Genomic DNA, 15664 nt, shown 5'->3' on the forward strand with positions numbered 1-15664 from the left:
ATGTGGTACTTCACCTGGATGCTGGGGCTCGGCTTTGCCCTGCTGCTGGGCCTGTGCAATCTGCTCTGGCTGGAGGCACGCTGGGAAGCCGATGAACGGGATGAGTTCCGCTCTCAACCCTGATCCCCCCGGTCGGGGAGGGCAGGCACTGCCTCGCCCCGACCCCTTTTTCTTGTCATCCAACCGACAGGTAATCCGTTATGAAACAGACAATCAAAGCGGTGACGCTGGCCATCGGCTGCGCGCTCGTCACTGCGCCAGCCTGGGCCGAGCCCGTACAACTGACGCCACTGGACAAGGCATTCACCCTGCAGGTGCTCGGCAGCGGCGGCCCCATCTCCGACGATCTGCGTGCCTCCTCGAGCGAGGTGATCTGGTGGAAGGGCAAATCGCGCATCCTGATCGATGCCGGCGGTGGCGTCTATCTGCGCTTTGGCCAGGCGGGCGCCAAGCTCGAAGAGGTCGACTTTATCGGCATCACCCACTTTCACACCGATCATGTGACCGATCTGCCCGCGCTGCTCAAAGGGGCCTACTTCTTCAAGCGCAGCGATCCGCTCGATCTGGCGGGGCCGCAAGCCGGCTCGGCCTTCCCCAGCATGAGCGGCTACTTTGACGCCCTGTTCAACCCGAGCAAGGGGGCTTATGCCTACCTGAGCGGGTTCAAGGATGGTAGTGATGGCCTCTTCCCCATCACCCTGCACGATGTGCCCTACCAGACCGTACGGCCGCAACAGGTTTATCAGCAGGATGGCTTGACCATCACGGCGCTCGGCATCCCCCACGGGGACGTGCCCTGTCTGGCCTATCGCATCGAGAGCGCGGAGGGGACCATCGTCATTTCGGCGGATCAGAATGGTTCCAATCCAGCCTTCCTCGATTTTGCTCGTGGAGCCGATATCCTGGTGATGCCACTTGCCATCCACGAGGATGCCGATCCCGTCTCCGCCACACTCCATGCCAAGCCTTCTGTGGTAGCCAGGATTGCCAACGAGGTGAACCCGAAGCTGCTGGTGCTTAACCACTGGATGGGGATTGGGCTCAGTCACAAGACCGAAGCGCTCGCCATCGTCAAATCGCAGTTCCACGGTCAGCTGGTGGCTGCTCGCGATCTCTCCAGCTATCCACTCTCATCCCTCAAGGAGGCCAATCATGATGAAGAACGTAACCAGTAAACTGACCCTCTCCATCGCCATAACGGGGCTCATCGCCTTGACTCCGGAGTTGGCACTGGGGGCAGCGCCGAGCGATGCGCCGGTGAAAGCCGCCCCGAGCGAACAGCATGGTGGCAAGTGTGCGGCAGGCAAGTGCGGCACCGAGAAGCGTTTCGAGAAGCAGACCCTCGATAGCGATCCACAGGATCGACTGGTGCGTGCTCGTGACGGCAAGTGCGGAGTGGCAGGGCAGGGAGTGGACGGTGACAAGTCCCGTGTCGAGAGTGACAGCAAGATGACGGAGGGAGTATGCGGTCAATAAGCTTCCACAGTCGGGGGATAGGGCTGCGTCAGGAACATTTGACACAGCTCTGCGAAGAGCCGGCGCACCCCTCTATCGACTTTCTCGAGCTGGCGCCAGAGAACTGGATGGCTATCGGTGGAGCCAAGCGGGAGCAGCTGCACCAGATCGCCGAACGTTATCCGCTGGTGGCTCATGGTCTGAGCCTCTCTCTTGGCGACTGCCAGCCACTCAACCACACACTGCTCGGCCAGATCCGTGCCTTTCTGGACGAGTTTGCCATCGATATTTACAGCGAACACCTGAGTTTTTCCCGTGATGCACAGGGGTATCTTTACGAGCTGCTGCCGATACCGCGCCAGTGGGAGAATATCCCCTATCTGGCTGCCCGGATCACGCAGGTACAGGATGTGCTGGCCCGCCCTCTGGTGCTGGAGAATATCTCCTACTACTACAACTATGACCACGAGATGACCGAGGAGGATTTTCTGGCCGAGCTGGTGGCGCGCAGCGGTTGCGAGCTCTTGCTCGACATCAACAACGTCTACGTCAACAGCCGTAACCATGACTACTGTCCCAAACGGATGATCGCCGGCTTACCGGGCTCGGCGATCCGCTACTTTCACATCGCCGGTCACCTCAAAGAACGGGATGGCACACTGCTCGATACCCATGGCAGGCCGGTATGTGATGCAGTAGTGGCACTGGCTCGGTACACGGTGGAAACCCACGGGTTGCGCCCCCTACTGCTGGAGCGGGATCATTATTTGCCACCGTTGGCGGAGCTGGAGGCCGAGCTGTCCTGGATCCATGAAGCTTGTTGTCAGGTGGCTGACAAGCCACCGGCACAGGAGTCGATGCTGGAGGTGAACCATGGATAAATGGCTATTGTCGCAGAACGAGTCTGCGTCGGCAGAGCTACCCCCTGTGTGGTTGCAGCAGCAAATCGAGTGGCTGGCCAGCCGAGTACGCCAACCGAAAGAGAACGTCGCTTGCCACTATGTTCGCAGCGTGCGGGCTAATGTGGAGTATGTGCTGGAGAGCTGCTTTGGGCTCACCCTTGGCTATCTGTCGCCTGATGAGTGCCGCAAGCTGGTGGAAGGCTTCGTCACCCACCATGGTGCTCTTGAGCCTGCTTTTCATCATATTGCCACCGAGTTTGTTCGCTATGTGCAGCGGCGCTGCAAGAGTGCTCCGCAACCTGGCGGCGAGGTGCCGCTTAATTGGCCAAGGCAGTGGCTGGCCTTGCTGGAGTACGAGTGGGCCTGTCTCGGGGTAGAGATTGACGAGGCGCAGGTGCCGCTCCCCGTCATAGGGGAAAAAGTCGTGGCAGAGAGTTGCCTGCGGCTCAATCCTACTCTGCAGCTTCTTAATCTTCCCTTTGTCATCCGTAGCAACGGCGTAGTCGCGAGTCGGCAGGAGAGCCATTACCACGCCCTGTTTCGCACACCCGATCATCAGGTGGTAACCCAACTGCTGCGTACACAGGATGTAGCCCTGATCCAGCGACTTGACCAACAGGAAGTGGTGAGCGTTGTCAGGTTCGAACAGCAGTTGCGACGCTTTCACAACGGTTTCGATCTGCTGGCATGGGCTCGTCATTTTCACCAGCTTGGTTTGCTCACCATGCAGCTCCCGGTAATCGGCCATCAGGCGCTCTTATCTGACAAACTCCAAGGAGAATTTCATGAACAATCCCCTTATCCATTGGTACGAGCGGGCTGTGGCTCAGTGTAAGCGGCTCGATTTTCTTGCTCTGCTGGCGATTCGTCTCTACCTCATCCCGGTCATCTATGTGGGGGCCCACTCCAAGGTGGTGGGTTTTGCCGGCACCGTCGCCTGGTTTGGCGCACCGGTATCGGAAGGAGGCCTAAACCTGCCGTTCCCGACCCTGCTCGCCTTTCTGGCGGCGGGTACCGAGGTGCTGGGCTGTATCTGCATCGCCCTTGGTCTCTTTACCCGCATCATGGCCATTCCGACCATCTTCCTGATGAGCGTGGCGAGCGCCATGGTGCACTGGAAGCACGGCTGGGATGCCATTGCCACCGGCAGCATGGAGGCGACATTGCGCCTCAACGGCTTTATCGAGTGGTTGGCCGCCAACTTCCCCGGTCGTTACAACTACATCACCGAGCTCGGGGATCCCGTGATGCTCAACAACGGGATGGAGTTTGCCGCCACCTACTTCGTGATGCTGCTGGTGCTGCTGGTGTACGGCGGCGGTCGCTACGTCAGCCTCGACTACTGGCTGACACGCGCCGTGACAGGCAAGGCCGGGCCGCAAGCGGCATAACAAAAACAAAGTAAACAGAGCGTGAAAGCGAGACGAGCGGCATCAGCCGCTCGTTTTTATTTTGCAGAGGAAAAGCCTGCGGCTTCAATTCTGGGGGCAGGCCTGTGCCATCCGAGCGGCTTGCCGTTCACTCAGATGGGTGAGGCCATAGGCCAGCAGCACAATAAGGGCGCCTATCCAGGGGGTGTGCATCAGGCCGAGGTGCTCCACCACCAGGCCGCCGACCACGGAGCCCAGCGTAATGCCGACGTTGAAGGCGGCGATATTGAGGCCGGAGGCTACGTCCACCGCCCTTGGAGTGTGCTGCTCGGCCTGTTTGACCACCAGCACCTGCAGCCCGGGTACGTTGCCAAAGGCAAAGGCGCCCCACACCAGCACGGTGAGCACTGCTAGCACCGGATGGGGGGCGGTGAAGGTGAGCACCAGCAGCACCATAGCGAGACCTGCAAATAGCAGCTTCAGCGCCGGCAATGGGCCCAGACGGTCGGCCAGCTTACCGCCCCAGATATTGCCGACGGCGACCGATACCCCGTACACCAGCAGGATGAGGCTCACCGCACCGGCGCTAAAGCCGCTTACCTGTTGCAGGATGGGGGCGAGGAAGGTAAAGGCCGTGAAGGCGCCGCCGTAACCCAGCGCGGTCTTGGCGTAGACCAGCAGCAAGGGCTTTTTGGTGAGCACGGAGAGCTGATCGCGGATGGTCGAGGCCGCTCCTTTGGGCAGGTTATTGGGGATCAGCAGCAGGCTGCCCACCATGGCGACCAGCCCCAGCAGGCTCACCACCAGAAAGGTGTCGCGCCAGCCAAAGACCTGACCAATCCAGGTGCCTAGCGGTACGCCGGTCACCAGCGCGATGGTGAGGCCGCTGAACATGATGGCGATGGCGCTGGCTGCTTTCTCTTTGGCCACGAGGCCGGTGGCGATGGTGCTGCCCACCGAGAAGAAGACCCCGTGGGCCAGCCCGGTCAGGATGCGGGCCAGGATCAGGCTCTCGTAACCGGGGGCCTGCCAGGCCAGCAGGTTGCCGGCGGTAAAGAGCGCCATCAGCCCCACCAGCAGCCACTTGCGCGGCACCTTGCCGGTGAGTGCCGTGAGCAGAGGGGCGCCGATGGCCACGCCAAGGGCATAGAGGCTGACCAAGAGGCCCGCCGAGGGAAGCGAGACCTGAAGCTGGTCGGCGATGGTGGGAATGAGCCCCACGATCACGAATTCGGTGGTGCCGATCGCAAAGGCACTTAAGGTGAGGGCAAACAACGCCAGTGGCATAACAACTCCTTGGATGGTGACTCCCGACGGGAGAATGGCGCCAGTATGCCGAGGCAGTTTGTTGGCAAAAATGACGGCATATTCAAATGACTTTTGATCAATTCGCATCAATCTGGCCGTTAATCGCCTTCTCCCCCTGGCTTGCTGTGGCTATTGGCAGTGGTGTCATATTGCACTCGTTGGGCGTTGGGGTAAGCTCCGGTAGATGGTTTAGGTGCTGGTGCAGGAGTGGCCCGGATACATGACGGGGGATGTCGCTCAGGGCTGCCAGTCATGGCTTTTCCCTTGCAAAACAGGACACAAGATGAAACTGACCGGACTATCCTCCCTTCTTTTGCTGTGCGGTGCCTTTGCCGCCCAGGCCGCCCCGCAAGATCCCCTCTTCGCCTGGAATGACACAACCACCAAGCAGGCGATCATCAAATGGGTGGCCGATGCCACGGATCAGCAAAAAGCCACCTTTATCCCGGAAGATAAGCGCTTTGTAGTGTTTGATAATGACGGCACCCTGTGGCCTGAGGCGCCCCTGACGTTTCAGCTGCAGTTTGCGATAGACGAGATTAAGCGTCTGGCGCCAGACCACCCTGAGTGGAAAAAAGAGCCCGTCGTCGCCGCTGTGCTGAACGATGATCTCAAGGCTCTGACCAGGATGGGGGAGAAGGGGCTTGTGCAACTGGTGGCCCTGACGCACAGCGGCATGACCACCACGGAATTTGCCAAGCGAGTGAACAACTGGGTGAGCAGCAAAAAAGATCCCCGCTATGGCTGCCACTACAACCAGCTTGGCTATCTGCCGATGAAGCAGCTGCTTACCTATCTGCGGGAGAACGGCTTCAAGACCTGGATTGTCTCCGGCGGTGGCGCCGACTTTATCCGGGAGCTGGCGGAGCCTATGTATGGCATACCGCCGCAGCAGGTGGTGGGGTCGTTTGCGCAAGGGGAGTTTGCCCTGACGGAGGATGGGGCAGCGATCCGCAAGACCATGAAGGGGGCCTATTATGACGATGGCAAGGCCAAACCGGCGGCCATCCACCTCTTTATGGGACAGCGCCCGGTGGCGGCCTTTGGCAACAGCGATGGCGATGTGCCCATGCTGCAGTACACCTCGACCAACCCCGACTACCGTACCCTTGGTCTGCTAGTCCACCACACGGACGCCAAGCGGGAATATGCCTATGACAGTCACCCTCCGGCCAGCGGCAAGCTGGTCGATGGGTTGGCTCAGGCGAAGGCGCGGGGCTGGGTGGTGGTCGACATGAAGTCGGACTGGAACCAAGTGTTTGATCCTGCGCTCTGCCCAAATGCCCCCTGACGGGAGGCGATTGACGGGGCGTGATAAAGCAGCAAGCGGGATCTATCCCGCAAATCCGGGCGAAGGCGGGAGCGCCTTCGCCCGGCTTGTTTTTGGCTGCCAGGGGCGTTGCATCCCGGCTTAGTTATCCCAGGCGGGGGCAAAGTCCGGGTTGGCGCAGCGCTCGCCTCGATCCAGGGTGGCGATGACAGCCATCTCATCGCTACTGAGCGTCACCTTGAGGGCGGCCAGATTGGCGGTCAGGTTTTCCCGCCTGGTGGAGCTCGGGATCACCGCCATGCCCTGCGCCAGCAGCCAGGCGAGCGACACTTGGGCCGCAGAGACGCCGTGGCGCTGGCCGATCTCCATCAGCAGCGGCTCGCTTAACACCTTGCCGTAGGCAAGCGGCATATAGGCGGTGACGGCGATGCCCTGTGCCTGGCAGAACTCCACCACCTTGCGGTTTTGCAGCAGGGGGTGAACCTCCACCTGCTGGTGGGCGATGGCGCCCGGCCCCAGAATGTCGATGGCTTCTTTAAGCTGGGCCACGGTGAAGTTGGAGACCCCTATCTCGCGGGTCAGCCCCCGGGCCTTGGCCTCGGCCAGCTGCTCCAGATAGACCGCCATCGGCACTTCATCCCTGGGGGAGGGCCAGTGAATGAGCGCCAGATCCAGATAGTCGGTGCCCAGTTTTTCCAGGCTCATCTCCAGGCTCGGGATCACCTTGCCCTGGCCAAACTCGCTGGTCCACACCTTGGTGGTCAGGTAGATATCCTGGCGGGGCACGCCGCTCTCGGCCATCAGCTGGCCCACTTCGGCCTCGTTGGCGTAGATCTGGGCGGTGTCGATATGGCGGTAGCCAAGCTCAAGCCCCTGCAGCAGGGAGTCACGCAAGGGTTGCCCGGTCAGGCGGAAGGTTCCAAGACCCAGGTTGGGCATCTTCATCATGCTTATTCCTCAAATTGGTTGCCCCTCTTTAAAGAGTAAAGGGCAGGGCGAAAGGGCAAGGCTGTGTTTTGTGTCGTTGTCAGGGGAATGGGCCATTCAGGCGCCCAGCGGCTGATAACGGCGAATGGTGCTGCCGGCAAACCAGGGCCCGGTTTTGGCGAGAAACTCGATAAAGTGGGGTTGGCTCTGGTGAGTGGTGAGGGCGGCTTCACTCTCCCACACCTCATAGAGCATCCAGCTGTGGGGATGGTCCAGATCCTGATGCAGTTGATAGCGCAGGCAGCCCGACTCCTGCAAGGTGGCCGCGATCAAGGGGCTCAAGGCGGCGTGAAACTGGGCGGCAAATTCGGGTTTGGCCTCAAGCTGGGCAATCACTATCACGGGCGATGACATCTGAACCTCCTTGCAAAATGAAGGTTCAGTATGCCCGCCGTCTATCACAGGAAACAGGGCGCTGGCCACAAAACAGTATTGAAGGGAGAGCAGCAATCGCGGTAGTGAGATTTTTTATGACTGATTATCTTAATTTGTCGTCAATGACCCTGTTTCTGCTATATGAACCAGTCTTTTGATAATTGAGGATGAATTCAATGATTGTGTCTGATCTATTTTTAACGCATACCTAAAAAGATTAGCTAGTCTATGTATCTCATCAGTAATAAATTCATCATCCATATCGATATAGGCCATTAGAAAATATGCGGATATTCTACGGTTGATATTTTCCATATATTCTGTAGTCGTTGGTGCAATATCGCTAGCAATATATTCAAAAAGGCAGTAAATATAATAGAGTAAATATGGAAGCCTTGTGTATAAATATCGTTGCTGACTATAAATTTGCTCAACACCTGAAAAAATAAAATTTATGTTCAATAAATCTGTTTTTATCGATGAGTGTTCGGTAAAAAGATGCATCGCATGATTACAAACTCTATCGAAGCTATCATAGCTCTTTTTGTCATATCGTAATTCAGAAATATATTGACTGCTGAATATTTCCCTTAAACCCATCTTATCTAAAACAATGTCTATTCGTTGAGCATGGCCTACTGGCCCACCTCCATTTTTAGGCCTGAGAAATAATGGGTCTTTAGATAAATGCTCTACAAATGAGTTTTTATCTATCGCCATTGACTCAAGCAGATATAAGCTTTCCTGTAATGGTTTTCGCAACAACATAAAGGAAACTGCCATTTTACCTTTTTTGGATGTAGATAGGCCTTCAAAAATACAATGTAACATGTCTGATAAGACTGCTGGCAGTACAACAGTTCGTATTACTAAATTTCTTTGCTCACTTCTGTTGTTTTCTTCAAGCCAATCCAAGATATGTTGGTCGGTCTTTTCTAAAGAAGAAATTTCTTCTTCATTTATATTTATAGACTGATTGAAAACATCATGCATCTCCCCAGACTTAATAAATTCCACCATGACATCGTGAATATATAAACACAATTCATGAGAACGCTCAAATTCTGTCGGGAGCATCATTTTCAGTGTTATCCTGTAATAGTCTTAGCGCCGAAATATAATAGCATGATATCGCATAGAATAAGCAGCTGAAAAATGCTGACTTGCTTCCCCATAGGGGTTAGATGCAGTCTGGCCCAGACCAGACTGCAAATTCATTGTTTCGGGGCTCAACAAAGTGGAAGCTGCAGCCAGCGGGAAAATCGAACAAGGGCACGAACTATGGTGCCCCCGAGCTAGCTACCTTGCTCTGGGTCGCCGCAATATCGGGGCTGTAGAACACCAGCAGGGCGCCCCCTTGCCATCAGGCGCTGGCCGGCTCCGACCAGACGGCAAATTCATTACCGCTGGGCTCGGTAAAGTGAAAGCGGCGGCCACCGGGAAAGTCAAAGAGCGGCCGTACTATGCTGCCGCCAGCGCTGGCCACCTTGGCCTGAGTCGCTTCAATATTGGCGCTGTAAAACACCAGGAGAGCCCCGCCTTGCGCGCTCTGGCTGCAGAGATCGGCGCGATAGAAACCGCCGTCGAGCCCTTCCCCGGCAAAGGCACAGTAGTCAGGGCCGTAATCGGCAAACTGCCAGCCAAAGGCGGCCTGAAAGAAGGCCTTGGTGGCGGCGAGATCCCTGGCGGCAAACTCCACATAGTTCAGTTTTTCATGGGCTTTCATCTGGGTTGCTCCCTGCTGGTCGATGGTTCGCCGGCTTATCCGCGCGGTGTCGATGAGTTGATGATGGCAGAAGAAAGCTTGCCTATTGAAACTCTTCGCCCTGATTGGCCAGGGTATCGAGCCCGCATCTGGTGCAGACCAGATAGCGGTCGACCTGATCCATGGCGGCGATGCCGCTCATGCTTGAGCCGGAAAAAAGACCGCTGAGAAAGGCCTTGAGGACCCCGCGGGGAGACTCCTCGTGGTGCTGAATCTTGGGCAGGATCCGCTCGCGGTGATCGGTCTCAACCCCGCAGCGGGGACAAAATTGGTTGAACATGGGGTCACTCATGGATGGTGGGGGTCGTTGTCGTGGGGGCCAGCTGCTCCCACGGGGTCAATTTCAGCTGTTTGCGCCTTATTCCTATGCTGCTTGCCATCAGCAGACCGAAGAGGGCAGCAAACAGGGCTGTCTGGCGCAGGGCGTCAACGGGTTCTATTTCAGTGCCATGCCAGCTGAACAGCCACATTAACAGACCCCAGATCAGCCCGGCGCTGATGCCAAATCCCAGCAGGTTGGCAAGCCAGCTCTGATAGTGGGGTGGCTTGACCGGATAACCGAGCCTGCGCAGCAGTCTGAACAGGAGAGGAGCGTAATGGGATTGCCATACGCCCCTGCTGGCAAGCTCCTGATGGGCGGCGGCCAGTCGCTCTTCGAATGTCATGGGATATTTCCTTGTGAGCATGCATGGCGCCATACGATGCCTGATGGCGAGCATTCTACCCATAAGCCCGATGGATAGATGGGTTGGCCATCACGTTATTGGCGAGGATTTTGCGGCTGGTGGCGTCCCGTTGGCCTTGCCAGTGCATGGCCAATGCGCCTATAAAGGCCCATTACTCTTGCCGGAATAACATCAATGAAGACCCATTCTGATGAACTGACCCTGTTTGTGGCCGTGGTGGAGGCGGGCAGTTTTCGCCAGGCGGCGGAGAACCTCGGCATGGACAACTCGGTGGTGAGCCGCGGCATCAAGCGGCTCGAAGAGAAGCTCGCTACCGTGCTGCTCAATCGCACCACCCGGCGGGTCAGCCTGACCGAGGAGGGGAGCTGGTTCTATCAGCGGGCGGTGAAGATCCTGACCGAGATGAGCGAGGCGGAGGGGCTGCTGCTGATGCGGCGCGAACAGCCGGAGGGGATCTTGCGGGTCGATGCCGCTACCCCCTTTATCCTGCATCGACTGGTGCCCATTATCGGCGAGTTTCGCCGCCGTTATCCGGGGATAGAGCTGCAACTGCACAGCTCCGAGGGCTTTATCAACCTGATGGAGCGGCGGGTGGACATGGCCATTCGCATCGGCGAGCTGAGCGACTCTTCCCTCCGCGCCCTGCCGCTCGGACGATCCAGATTGCGGCTGCTGGCCTCTCCCGACTATCTGAAGGCGCGCGGCACCCCGCGCCAGCCGGCGGATCTGCTGACGGGCCACGAACTGCTCGGCTTTTTGCATCCCGATCACCTCAATCACTGGCCGCTACTGAGTGAAGAGCAGGGGGATCGCTTTCCCATTACCCCGACCCTGCGCGCCAGCAGTGGCGAGACCTTGCGCCAGCTGGCGCTGGCGGGGGAGGGGATCGTCTGCCTGTCGGACTTTATGACCGGGCCGGATCGGGCGAGTGGCGCCCTGGTGGAGGTGCTGGCCCGCAGCAACAGCGGCGCCTCGCGCCCCATCAATGCGGTCTTCTACTCTGATGCCCAGCGGGATATCCGGCTGCGGGTCTGGCTCGATTTTTTGAAGGAGCAATTAGGCAGCCACACCCTGTAAGGGCTGAACAGGGCTGGGAGGAATATAGGTGTCAACCCATTCCCGGCCTCTGGCAGGCTAGAGGTGAGCATGGATGGCTGGCTTCATGGTTCAATGACGCAGGTGGTCATCAAGGCAGAACACGCACAGAGCGCGAGATAAAAAAGAGGCCGACATCGCTGTCGGCCTCTTGGCATGTTTGTTTCCAAAAAGATGTCGGCTAGCCGATCAATCCTCTTCGGCCCAACGGCGGGAACGCTCGACGGCTTTCTTCCAGCCGTTGTAGCGTTTGGCGCGTTCGTCGCGGTCCATCTGCGGGATAAACTCTCTGTCCACGCTGAACTTGTCTTCCAGCTCGTCCGAGCTCTTCCAGAAGCCGACGGCGAGGCCTGCCAGGAAGGCGGCGCCCATGGCGGTGGTCTCGATACGGGTCGGACGAACTACCGGGGTGTGCATCATGTCGGACTGGAACTGCATCAGGAAGTCGTTGGCGACTGCGCCACCGTCCACCTTCAGGGCTGCCAGCTTGATGCCGGAGTCCTGCTGCATCGCATCCAGCACGTCGCGGCTCTGGTAGGCGATGGATTCGAGCGCCGCACGGATGATGTGGTTGCGGTTGGCGCCACGGGTCAGGCCGACCATGGTGCCGCGAGCATACGGATCCCAGTAGGGGGCACCCAGACCGACGAAGGCCGGCACCAGGTAGACGCCGTTGGTGTCGCCCACCTTGCTCGCGAAGTAGTCGGTGTCGCGGGCATCGTGGATGATTTTGAGCTCGTCACGCAGCCACTGGATGGTGGCGCCGCCCATAAACACGGCCCCTTCCAGTGCGTAGTTCACTTCCCCTTTCGGACCGATGGCGACTGTGGTCAGCAGGCCGTTATTGGAGCGAACCGGTTCGGTGCCTGTGTTCATCAGCATGAAGCAGCCGGTGCCGTAGGTGTTCTTGGCCATCCCTTTTTCGAAGCAGAGCTGGCCGAACAGGGCAGACTGCTGGTCACCGGCGATACCGGCGATGGGGATGCGGGAGCCGCCGCCACGGGTGGTGTAGCCATAGACCTCGGAGGAGGGTTTCACTTCCGGCAGCATGGACATGGGGATGCCCAGCTCGTCCAGCATGCGCTGATCCCACTTCAGATCGCGGATGTTGTAGAGCATGGTGCGCGAGGCGTTGGTCGGGTCGGTGACATGCACTTCACCGTTGGTCATCTTCCACACCAGCCAGGTGTCGATGGTGCCGAACAAGAGCTCGCCGTTCATCGCCTTCTCGCGGGCCCCTTCCACGTTGTCGAGGATCCACTTCACCTTGGTGCCTGAGAAGTAGGCATCCAGCACCAGACCGGTGTTTTCGCGCACGTACTCTTCGAGGCCCCGGGCTTTGAGCTCTTCACAGATGGCCGCGGTACGGCGGCACTGCCAGACGATGGCGTTGTAGATGGGTTTGCCGGTGGCCTTTTCCCATACCACTGTGGTTTCACGCTGGTTGGTGATGCCGATGGCGGCGATCTCTTCGCTGCGCAGGCCGGTCTTGGCCAGTACTTCGGTAAAGACGGAGGATTGGGTCGCCCAGATCTCCATCGGGTCGTGCTCTACCCAGCCCGCTTTCGGGTAGTGCTGGGTGAATTCGCGCTGGGAGGTGCCGACGATGTTGGCATCCTGATCGAAGACGATGGCGCGGGAGGAGGTGGTACCCTGGTCCAGAGCGACGACATATTTCTTTTCAGCAGACATGATGTTCTCCACGTTTTATGGGGCCGCTCTTACGCGGCGGCCTCTTCTTTGGCTTTGGCGGTTTGGGTGGCTTGCTCGGTGGTGGCAACACGGTTGCCCGGCACACAGGGGGCCAATACTTTCACATAGAGGGCGGCACCAATCTGGGCACCGACGATGGGGCCAAGGATGGGTACCCAGAAGTAGGGGTTGTCACGACCACCGGTCAGGGCCACATCACCCCAGCCAGCGACGAAGGCAAACAGCTTGGGACCGAAGTCACGGGCCGGGTTCATGGCAAAACCGGTTAACGGGCCAAGGGAGGCGCCGATCACCGCGATCAGGATACCGATCAGCAGGGCGGCGGCGAAACCTTTGGGGGCACCGTTGTTGTTGTCGCACAGCGCCAGAATGCCCAGCATCAGCACGGCGGTGATCACCAGCTCGACCGCGAAGGCCTGCAGGTTGGAGATCAGGGCATTGGGGTAGGTAGAGAAGATGCCGGCGGTGCCGAGGCTCTCGATGCTGCCGCGTGCCACGTTATGGGTCACTTCCCACTGGGTGAAAAGGTTACCATACAGGAAGTAGACAAGGGCGGCGAAGCAGAAGGCGCCTGCCATCTGGGCGATGATGAAGGGCACCACCTTGCGTTTGTCAAAGCCGGCGAAGGTCATCAGCGCCAGGGTGACGGCCGGGTTCAGGTGGGCACCTGAAATACCGCCGGTCACATAGATGGCAATGGCCACGCCAAGGCCCCAGGTAATGGATATTTCCCACTGACCAAAATTGGCGCCTGCCAGCACCAGGGCGGCCACACATCCTACGCCGAAGAAGATCAGCAGGCCGGTGCCGATAAACTCGGCGATGCACTCACCAAGCAGGGTATTGGGTCTTTGTATGCTCATATCTGTATTCCTCGTATCCACCCGTAGTAGAGGTTTGATGTTCTGTTATTGTCGATGTTCCGTTTTATCGTTTTTCTATCTATCTGTTGCGTCCGGAAACGTTTCCCTGTTTTTTCTCACCTTACGCAAACGTTATGCTCGTTTTTGTTCGTTATCGGACGTGTGAGAAAATAACCCGTCCCGCCGAATTCACCATCCCCCCGCCATGGGAAATGTGGGCAAGATCCCACTCATTGCTAAGAAAATGTGACGTAAAGCAACCTGATAATGGCCAATTACCCCCAAGGTGGTAGTCTCTATCCCTTACCGTACAAGGGGTTGCGCTTGATGATTGATTTCTCATTTGAGGCTTTTTGTTTGTAATAAATCTGCAATATTTGAGCATGTGTCACAGAACTTGTGAGCGTTTATGCGCACAATTGGCTCGCTTTCGAATTTGAGGACTCACTCGATTCGTCAGCTTGGTCAGGGCATCCTCAACCGCCCATAACAACAATAAGGAAGCAGAACATGCTTAGTCTCTTCAGGCCTGCACCGCACATCGACAGGCTTCCGGCTGACAAGGTCGACCCCTTCTATAAACGCATGCGTTGGCAAGTCTTCATCGGGATCTTTTTCGGTTACGCAGGTTACTACCTGGTTCGGAAAAACTTCAGTCTGGCCATGCCCTATCTGGTGGAGCAGGGCTTCTCCCGCGGGGATCTCGGCTTTGCCCTGTCCGGGGTCTCCATCGCCTATGGCCTTTCCAAGTTTTTGATGGGCAACGTGTCGGATCGCTCCAACGCCCGTTACTTCCTCTCCGCCGGTCTGCTGCTGTCGGCCGGCATCATGTTCATGATGGGGACCATGCACTGGGCCACCTCCAGTATCGCCATCATGTTCGTGCTCCTGTTCCTGAACGGCTGGGTGCAGGGCATGGGCTGGCCCCCCTGTGGTCGCACCATGGTGCACTGGTGGTCACAAAAAGAGCGGGGCGAGATCGTTTCGGTCTGGAACGTGGCTCACAACGTGGGTGGCGGCATGATAGGCCCGCTGTTCATCCTGGGGATGGGCTGGTTCAATGACTGGCGCAGTGCCTTCTATGTGCCGGCTGCGGCCGCCGCTGCCATCGCGGTCATCGCCTTCTTCGTGATGCGTGATACCCCGCAATCGGTTGGTCTGCCCCCCATCGAGGAGTACAAGAACGACTATCCGAAGGATTACAACGAGAGCCACGAGCAGGAGTTTTCCGCCAAGGAGATCTTCGTCAAGTACGTGTTGCACAACAAGCTCTTGTGGTACATCGCCATCGCCAACGCCTTCGTTTACCTCATTCGTTACGGCGTGCTGGACTGGGCCCCGACCTATCTGAAAGAGGCCAAGGACTTCTCCGTCGACAAATCCTCCTGGGCTTACTTCCTCTATGAGTGGGCGGGTATCCCGGGCACCCTGCTGTGTGGCTGGATCTCCGACAAGATGTTCCAAGGCCGCCGCGCCCCGGCCGGCATCCTGTTCATGGTGCTGGTGACCCTGTTCGTGCTGGTCTACTGGCTCAACCCGGCGGGCAACCCCACCGTCGACATGCTGGCGCTGGTGGCCATCGGCTTCCTCATCTACGGCCCCGTCATGCTGATCGGTCTCTATGCCCTGGAGTTGGCACCGAAGAAGGCGGCCGGTACCGCGGCAGGCTTCACCGGTCTGTTTGGTTACCTGGGTGGTGCGGTCGCGGCCAACGCCATGCTGGGCTACACCGTTGACCACTTTGGCTGGGATGGCGGCTTCGTGGTGCTGACTGCATCCTGCGTGCTCTCCATCATCCTGCTGGCGATGACCCTCAAGCACGAGAACATCGCCGTTGCAGCCAAGGCGGCGGCCAATAAGGCATAAAACGTGATC

General features: G+C 58.1%; 18 protein-coding genes and 1 pseudogene. 9 read left to right on the plus strand and 10 right to left on the minus strand.

What is annotated here, in order from left to right; all coding sequences use genetic code 11:
• The 6 genes from BN1123_RS17635 (at nucleotide 1) to BN1123_RS17660 (ending at nucleotide 3748) form a co-directional block, all read left to right on the plus strand.
• A complete protein-coding gene (locus BN1123_RS17635; protein ID WP_042028632.1) occupies nucleotides 1-123 on the plus strand; it encodes a cytochrome bd oxidase small subunit, CydX/CbdX family in 123 nt (40 codons plus the stop codon).
• Nucleotides 124-200: 77 nt separating this feature from the next.
• The gene (locus BN1123_RS17640; RefSeq protein ID WP_042028633.1) at nucleotides 201-1175 is read left to right on the plus strand and encodes an MBL fold metallo-hydrolase; all 975 of its coding nucleotides are present in this window, start codon (nucleotides 201-203) and stop codon (nucleotides 1173-1175) included.
• The gene (locus tag BN1123_RS17645; protein WP_156130687.1) at nucleotides 1153-1476 is read left to right on the plus strand and encodes a hypothetical protein; all 324 of its coding nucleotides are present in this window, start codon (nucleotides 1153-1155) and stop codon (nucleotides 1474-1476) included. Before BN1123_RS17640 ends, BN1123_RS17645 begins: the two co-directional genes overlap by 23 nt.
• Complete coding sequence (locus tag BN1123_RS17650) at nucleotides 1464-2336, plus strand: MbnB/TglH/ChrH family RiPP precursor modification enzyme (RefSeq protein WP_042028635.1); 873 nt, start codon at nucleotides 1464-1466, stop codon at nucleotides 2334-2336. Before BN1123_RS17645 ends, BN1123_RS17650 begins: the two co-directional genes overlap by 13 nt.
• Nucleotides 2329-3192 (plus strand): HvfC/BufC family peptide modification chaperone, encoded by an 864-nt coding sequence (locus BN1123_RS21050; RefSeq protein WP_082037566.1) that lies wholly within the window; start codon nucleotides 2329-2331, stop codon nucleotides 3190-3192. Before BN1123_RS17650 ends, BN1123_RS21050 begins: the two co-directional genes overlap by 8 nt.
• A complete protein-coding gene (locus BN1123_RS17660) occupies nucleotides 3143-3748 on the plus strand; it encodes an HvfX family Cu-binding RiPP maturation protein (RefSeq protein ID WP_042028638.1) in 606 nt (201 codons plus the stop codon). The genes BN1123_RS21050 and BN1123_RS17660 overlap by 50 nt, the downstream gene beginning before the upstream one ends.
• A gap of 84 nt (nucleotides 3749-3832) precedes the next feature.
• On the opposite strand, the gene BN1123_RS17665 is transcribed toward BN1123_RS17660, so the two are convergent.
• Nucleotides 3833-5014, minus strand: a complete 1182-nt coding sequence (locus BN1123_RS17665; RefSeq protein ID WP_042028640.1) for an MFS transporter — start codon at nucleotides 5012-5014, stop codon at nucleotides 3833-3835.
• Between the two features lie 304 nt (nucleotides 5015-5318).
• On the opposite strand from BN1123_RS17665, the gene BN1123_RS17670 reads away from it, so the two are divergent.
• Nucleotides 5319-6326: an HAD family hydrolase gene (locus tag BN1123_RS17670; RefSeq protein WP_042028641.1), complete on the plus strand. Its 1008-nt coding sequence runs from the start codon at nucleotides 5319-5321 to the stop codon at nucleotides 6324-6326.
• A 120-nt stretch (nucleotides 6327-6446) separates the two neighbouring features.
• Here the strand turns inward: BN1123_RS17670 and dkgB are convergent, their stop codons facing one another.
• From dkgB to BN1123_RS17695, 7 genes and pseudogenes are all read right to left on the minus strand, one after another.
• Complete coding sequence (gene dkgB / locus BN1123_RS17675; RefSeq protein ID WP_042028643.1) at nucleotides 6447-7253, minus strand: 2,5-didehydrogluconate reductase DkgB; 807 nt, start codon at nucleotides 7251-7253, stop codon at nucleotides 6447-6449.
• A 96-nt stretch (nucleotides 7254-7349) separates the two neighbouring features.
• Nucleotides 7350-7646 carry a putative quinol monooxygenase gene (locus tag BN1123_RS17680; protein ID WP_042028644.1) on the minus strand — a complete coding sequence of 99 codons (297 nt, stop codon included), beginning with the start codon at nucleotides 7644-7646 and terminating at the stop codon, nucleotides 7350-7352.
• Nucleotides 7647-7775: 129 nt separating this feature from the next.
• The gene (locus BN1123_RS21510) at nucleotides 7776-8747 is read right to left on the minus strand and encodes a hypothetical protein (RefSeq protein WP_156130689.1); all 972 of its coding nucleotides are present in this window, start codon (nucleotides 8745-8747) and stop codon (nucleotides 7776-7778) included.
• 100 nt (nucleotides 8748-8847) lie between these two features.
• Nucleotides 8848-9027: pseudogene (locus BN1123_RS21860) on the minus strand (VOC family protein); the annotation flags it as partial.
• Nucleotides 9028-9030: 3 nt separating this feature from the next.
• The gene (locus BN1123_RS17685; protein WP_042028646.1) at nucleotides 9031-9393 is read right to left on the minus strand and encodes a VOC family protein; all 363 of its coding nucleotides are present in this window, start codon (nucleotides 9391-9393) and stop codon (nucleotides 9031-9033) included.
• An 82-nt stretch (nucleotides 9394-9475) separates the two neighbouring features.
• Nucleotides 9476-9712, minus strand: coding sequence for a hypothetical protein (locus BN1123_RS17690; RefSeq protein WP_042028648.1), 237 nt, complete (start codon nucleotides 9710-9712; stop codon nucleotides 9476-9478).
• Between the two features lie 4 nt (nucleotides 9713-9716).
• Complete coding sequence (locus BN1123_RS17695; RefSeq protein ID WP_042028649.1) at nucleotides 9717-10097, minus strand: DUF6404 family protein; 381 nt, start codon at nucleotides 10095-10097, stop codon at nucleotides 9717-9719.
• Nucleotides 10098-10292: 195 nt separating this feature from the next.
• Here BN1123_RS17695 and BN1123_RS17700 point away from each other — a divergent pair, with 195 nt between their 5' ends.
• Nucleotides 10293-11195, plus strand: a complete 903-nt coding sequence (locus tag BN1123_RS17700; RefSeq protein WP_042028650.1) for a LysR family transcriptional regulator — start codon at nucleotides 10293-10295, stop codon at nucleotides 11193-11195.
• A gap of 207 nt (nucleotides 11196-11402) precedes the next feature.
• Here the strand turns inward: BN1123_RS17700 and glpK are convergent, their stop codons facing one another.
• Nucleotides 11403-12905 (minus strand): glycerol kinase GlpK, encoded by a 1503-nt coding sequence (gene glpK / locus BN1123_RS17705; protein ID WP_042028651.1) that lies wholly within the window; start codon nucleotides 12903-12905, stop codon nucleotides 11403-11405.
• Nucleotides 12906-12934: 29 nt separating this feature from the next.
• Complete coding sequence (locus tag BN1123_RS17710; protein ID WP_042028652.1) at nucleotides 12935-13789, minus strand: MIP/aquaporin family protein; 855 nt, start codon at nucleotides 13787-13789, stop codon at nucleotides 12935-12937.
• A gap of 510 nt (nucleotides 13790-14299) precedes the next feature.
• On the opposite strand from BN1123_RS17710, the gene glpT reads away from it, so the two are divergent.
• Nucleotides 14300-15655 carry a glycerol-3-phosphate transporter gene (glpT, locus tag BN1123_RS17715; protein WP_042028653.1) on the plus strand — a complete coding sequence of 452 codons (1356 nt, stop codon included), beginning with the start codon at nucleotides 14300-14302 and terminating at the stop codon, nucleotides 15653-15655.
• Nucleotides 15656-15664 lie beyond the last annotated feature (9 nt).

The sequence above is a fragment of the Aeromonas enteropelogenes genome, assembly GCF_000819845.1.
GTDB classification, from domain to species: domain Bacteria; phylum Pseudomonadota; class Gammaproteobacteria; order Enterobacterales; family Aeromonadaceae; genus Aeromonas; species Aeromonas enteropelogenes.

Bases quoted from the DNA above. Each gene is read 5' to 3' on its own strand.
- BN1123_RS17645 (WP_156130687.1), top strand. From the start codon at position 1,153: ATGATGAAGAACGTAACCAGTAAACTGACCCTCTCCATCGCCATAACG.
- BN1123_RS21510 (WP_156130689.1), bottom strand. From the start codon at position 8,747: ATGATGCTCCCGACAGAATTTGAGCGTTCTCATGAATTGTGTTTATAT.
- BN1123_RS17640 (WP_042028633.1), top strand. From the start codon at position 201: ATGAAACAGACAATCAAAGCGGTGACGCTGGCCATCGGCTGCGCGCTC.
- BN1123_RS17665 (WP_042028640.1), bottom strand. From the start codon at position 5,014: ATGCCACTGGCGTTGTTTGCCCTCACCTTAAGTGCCTTTGCGATCGGC.
- dkgB (WP_042028643.1), bottom strand. From the start codon at position 7,253: ATGATGAAGATGCCCAACCTGGGTCTTGGAACCTTCCGCCTGACCGGG.
- BN1123_RS17635 (WP_042028632.1), top strand. From the start codon at position 1: ATGTGGTACTTCACCTGGATGCTGGGGCTCGGCTTTGCCCTGCTGCTG.
- BN1123_RS17700 (WP_042028650.1), top strand. From the start codon at position 10,293: ATGAAGACCCATTCTGATGAACTGACCCTGTTTGTGGCCGTGGTGGAG.
- BN1123_RS17670 (WP_042028641.1), top strand. From the start codon at position 5,319: ATGAAACTGACCGGACTATCCTCCCTTCTTTTGCTGTGCGGTGCCTTT.
- BN1123_RS17650 (WP_042028635.1), top strand. From the start codon at position 1,464: ATGCGGTCAATAAGCTTCCACAGTCGGGGGATAGGGCTGCGTCAGGAA.
- BN1123_RS17680 (WP_042028644.1), bottom strand. From the start codon at position 7,646: ATGTCATCGCCCGTGATAGTGATTGCCCAGCTTGAGGCCAAACCCGAA.
- glpT (WP_042028653.1), top strand. From the start codon at position 14,300: ATGCTTAGTCTCTTCAGGCCTGCACCGCACATCGACAGGCTTCCGGCT.
- BN1123_RS17685 (WP_042028646.1), bottom strand. From the start codon at position 9,393: ATGAAAGCCCATGAAAAACTGAACTATGTGGAGTTTGCCGCCAGGGAT.
- BN1123_RS17695 (WP_042028649.1), bottom strand. From the start codon at position 10,097: ATGACATTCGAAGAGCGACTGGCCGCCGCCCATCAGGAGCTTGCCAGC.
- BN1123_RS17660 (WP_042028638.1), top strand. From the start codon at position 3,143: ATGAACAATCCCCTTATCCATTGGTACGAGCGGGCTGTGGCTCAGTGT.
- glpK (WP_042028651.1), bottom strand. From the start codon at position 12,905: ATGTCTGCTGAAAAGAAATATGTCGTCGCTCTGGACCAGGGTACCACC.
- BN1123_RS17690 (WP_042028648.1), bottom strand. From the start codon at position 9,712: ATGTTCAACCAATTTTGTCCCCGCTGCGGGGTTGAGACCGATCACCGC.
- BN1123_RS21050 (WP_082037566.1), top strand. From the start codon at position 2,329: ATGGATAAATGGCTATTGTCGCAGAACGAGTCTGCGTCGGCAGAGCTA.
- BN1123_RS17710 (WP_042028652.1), bottom strand. From the start codon at position 13,789: ATGAGCATACAAAGACCCAATACCCTGCTTGGTGAGTGCATCGCCGAG.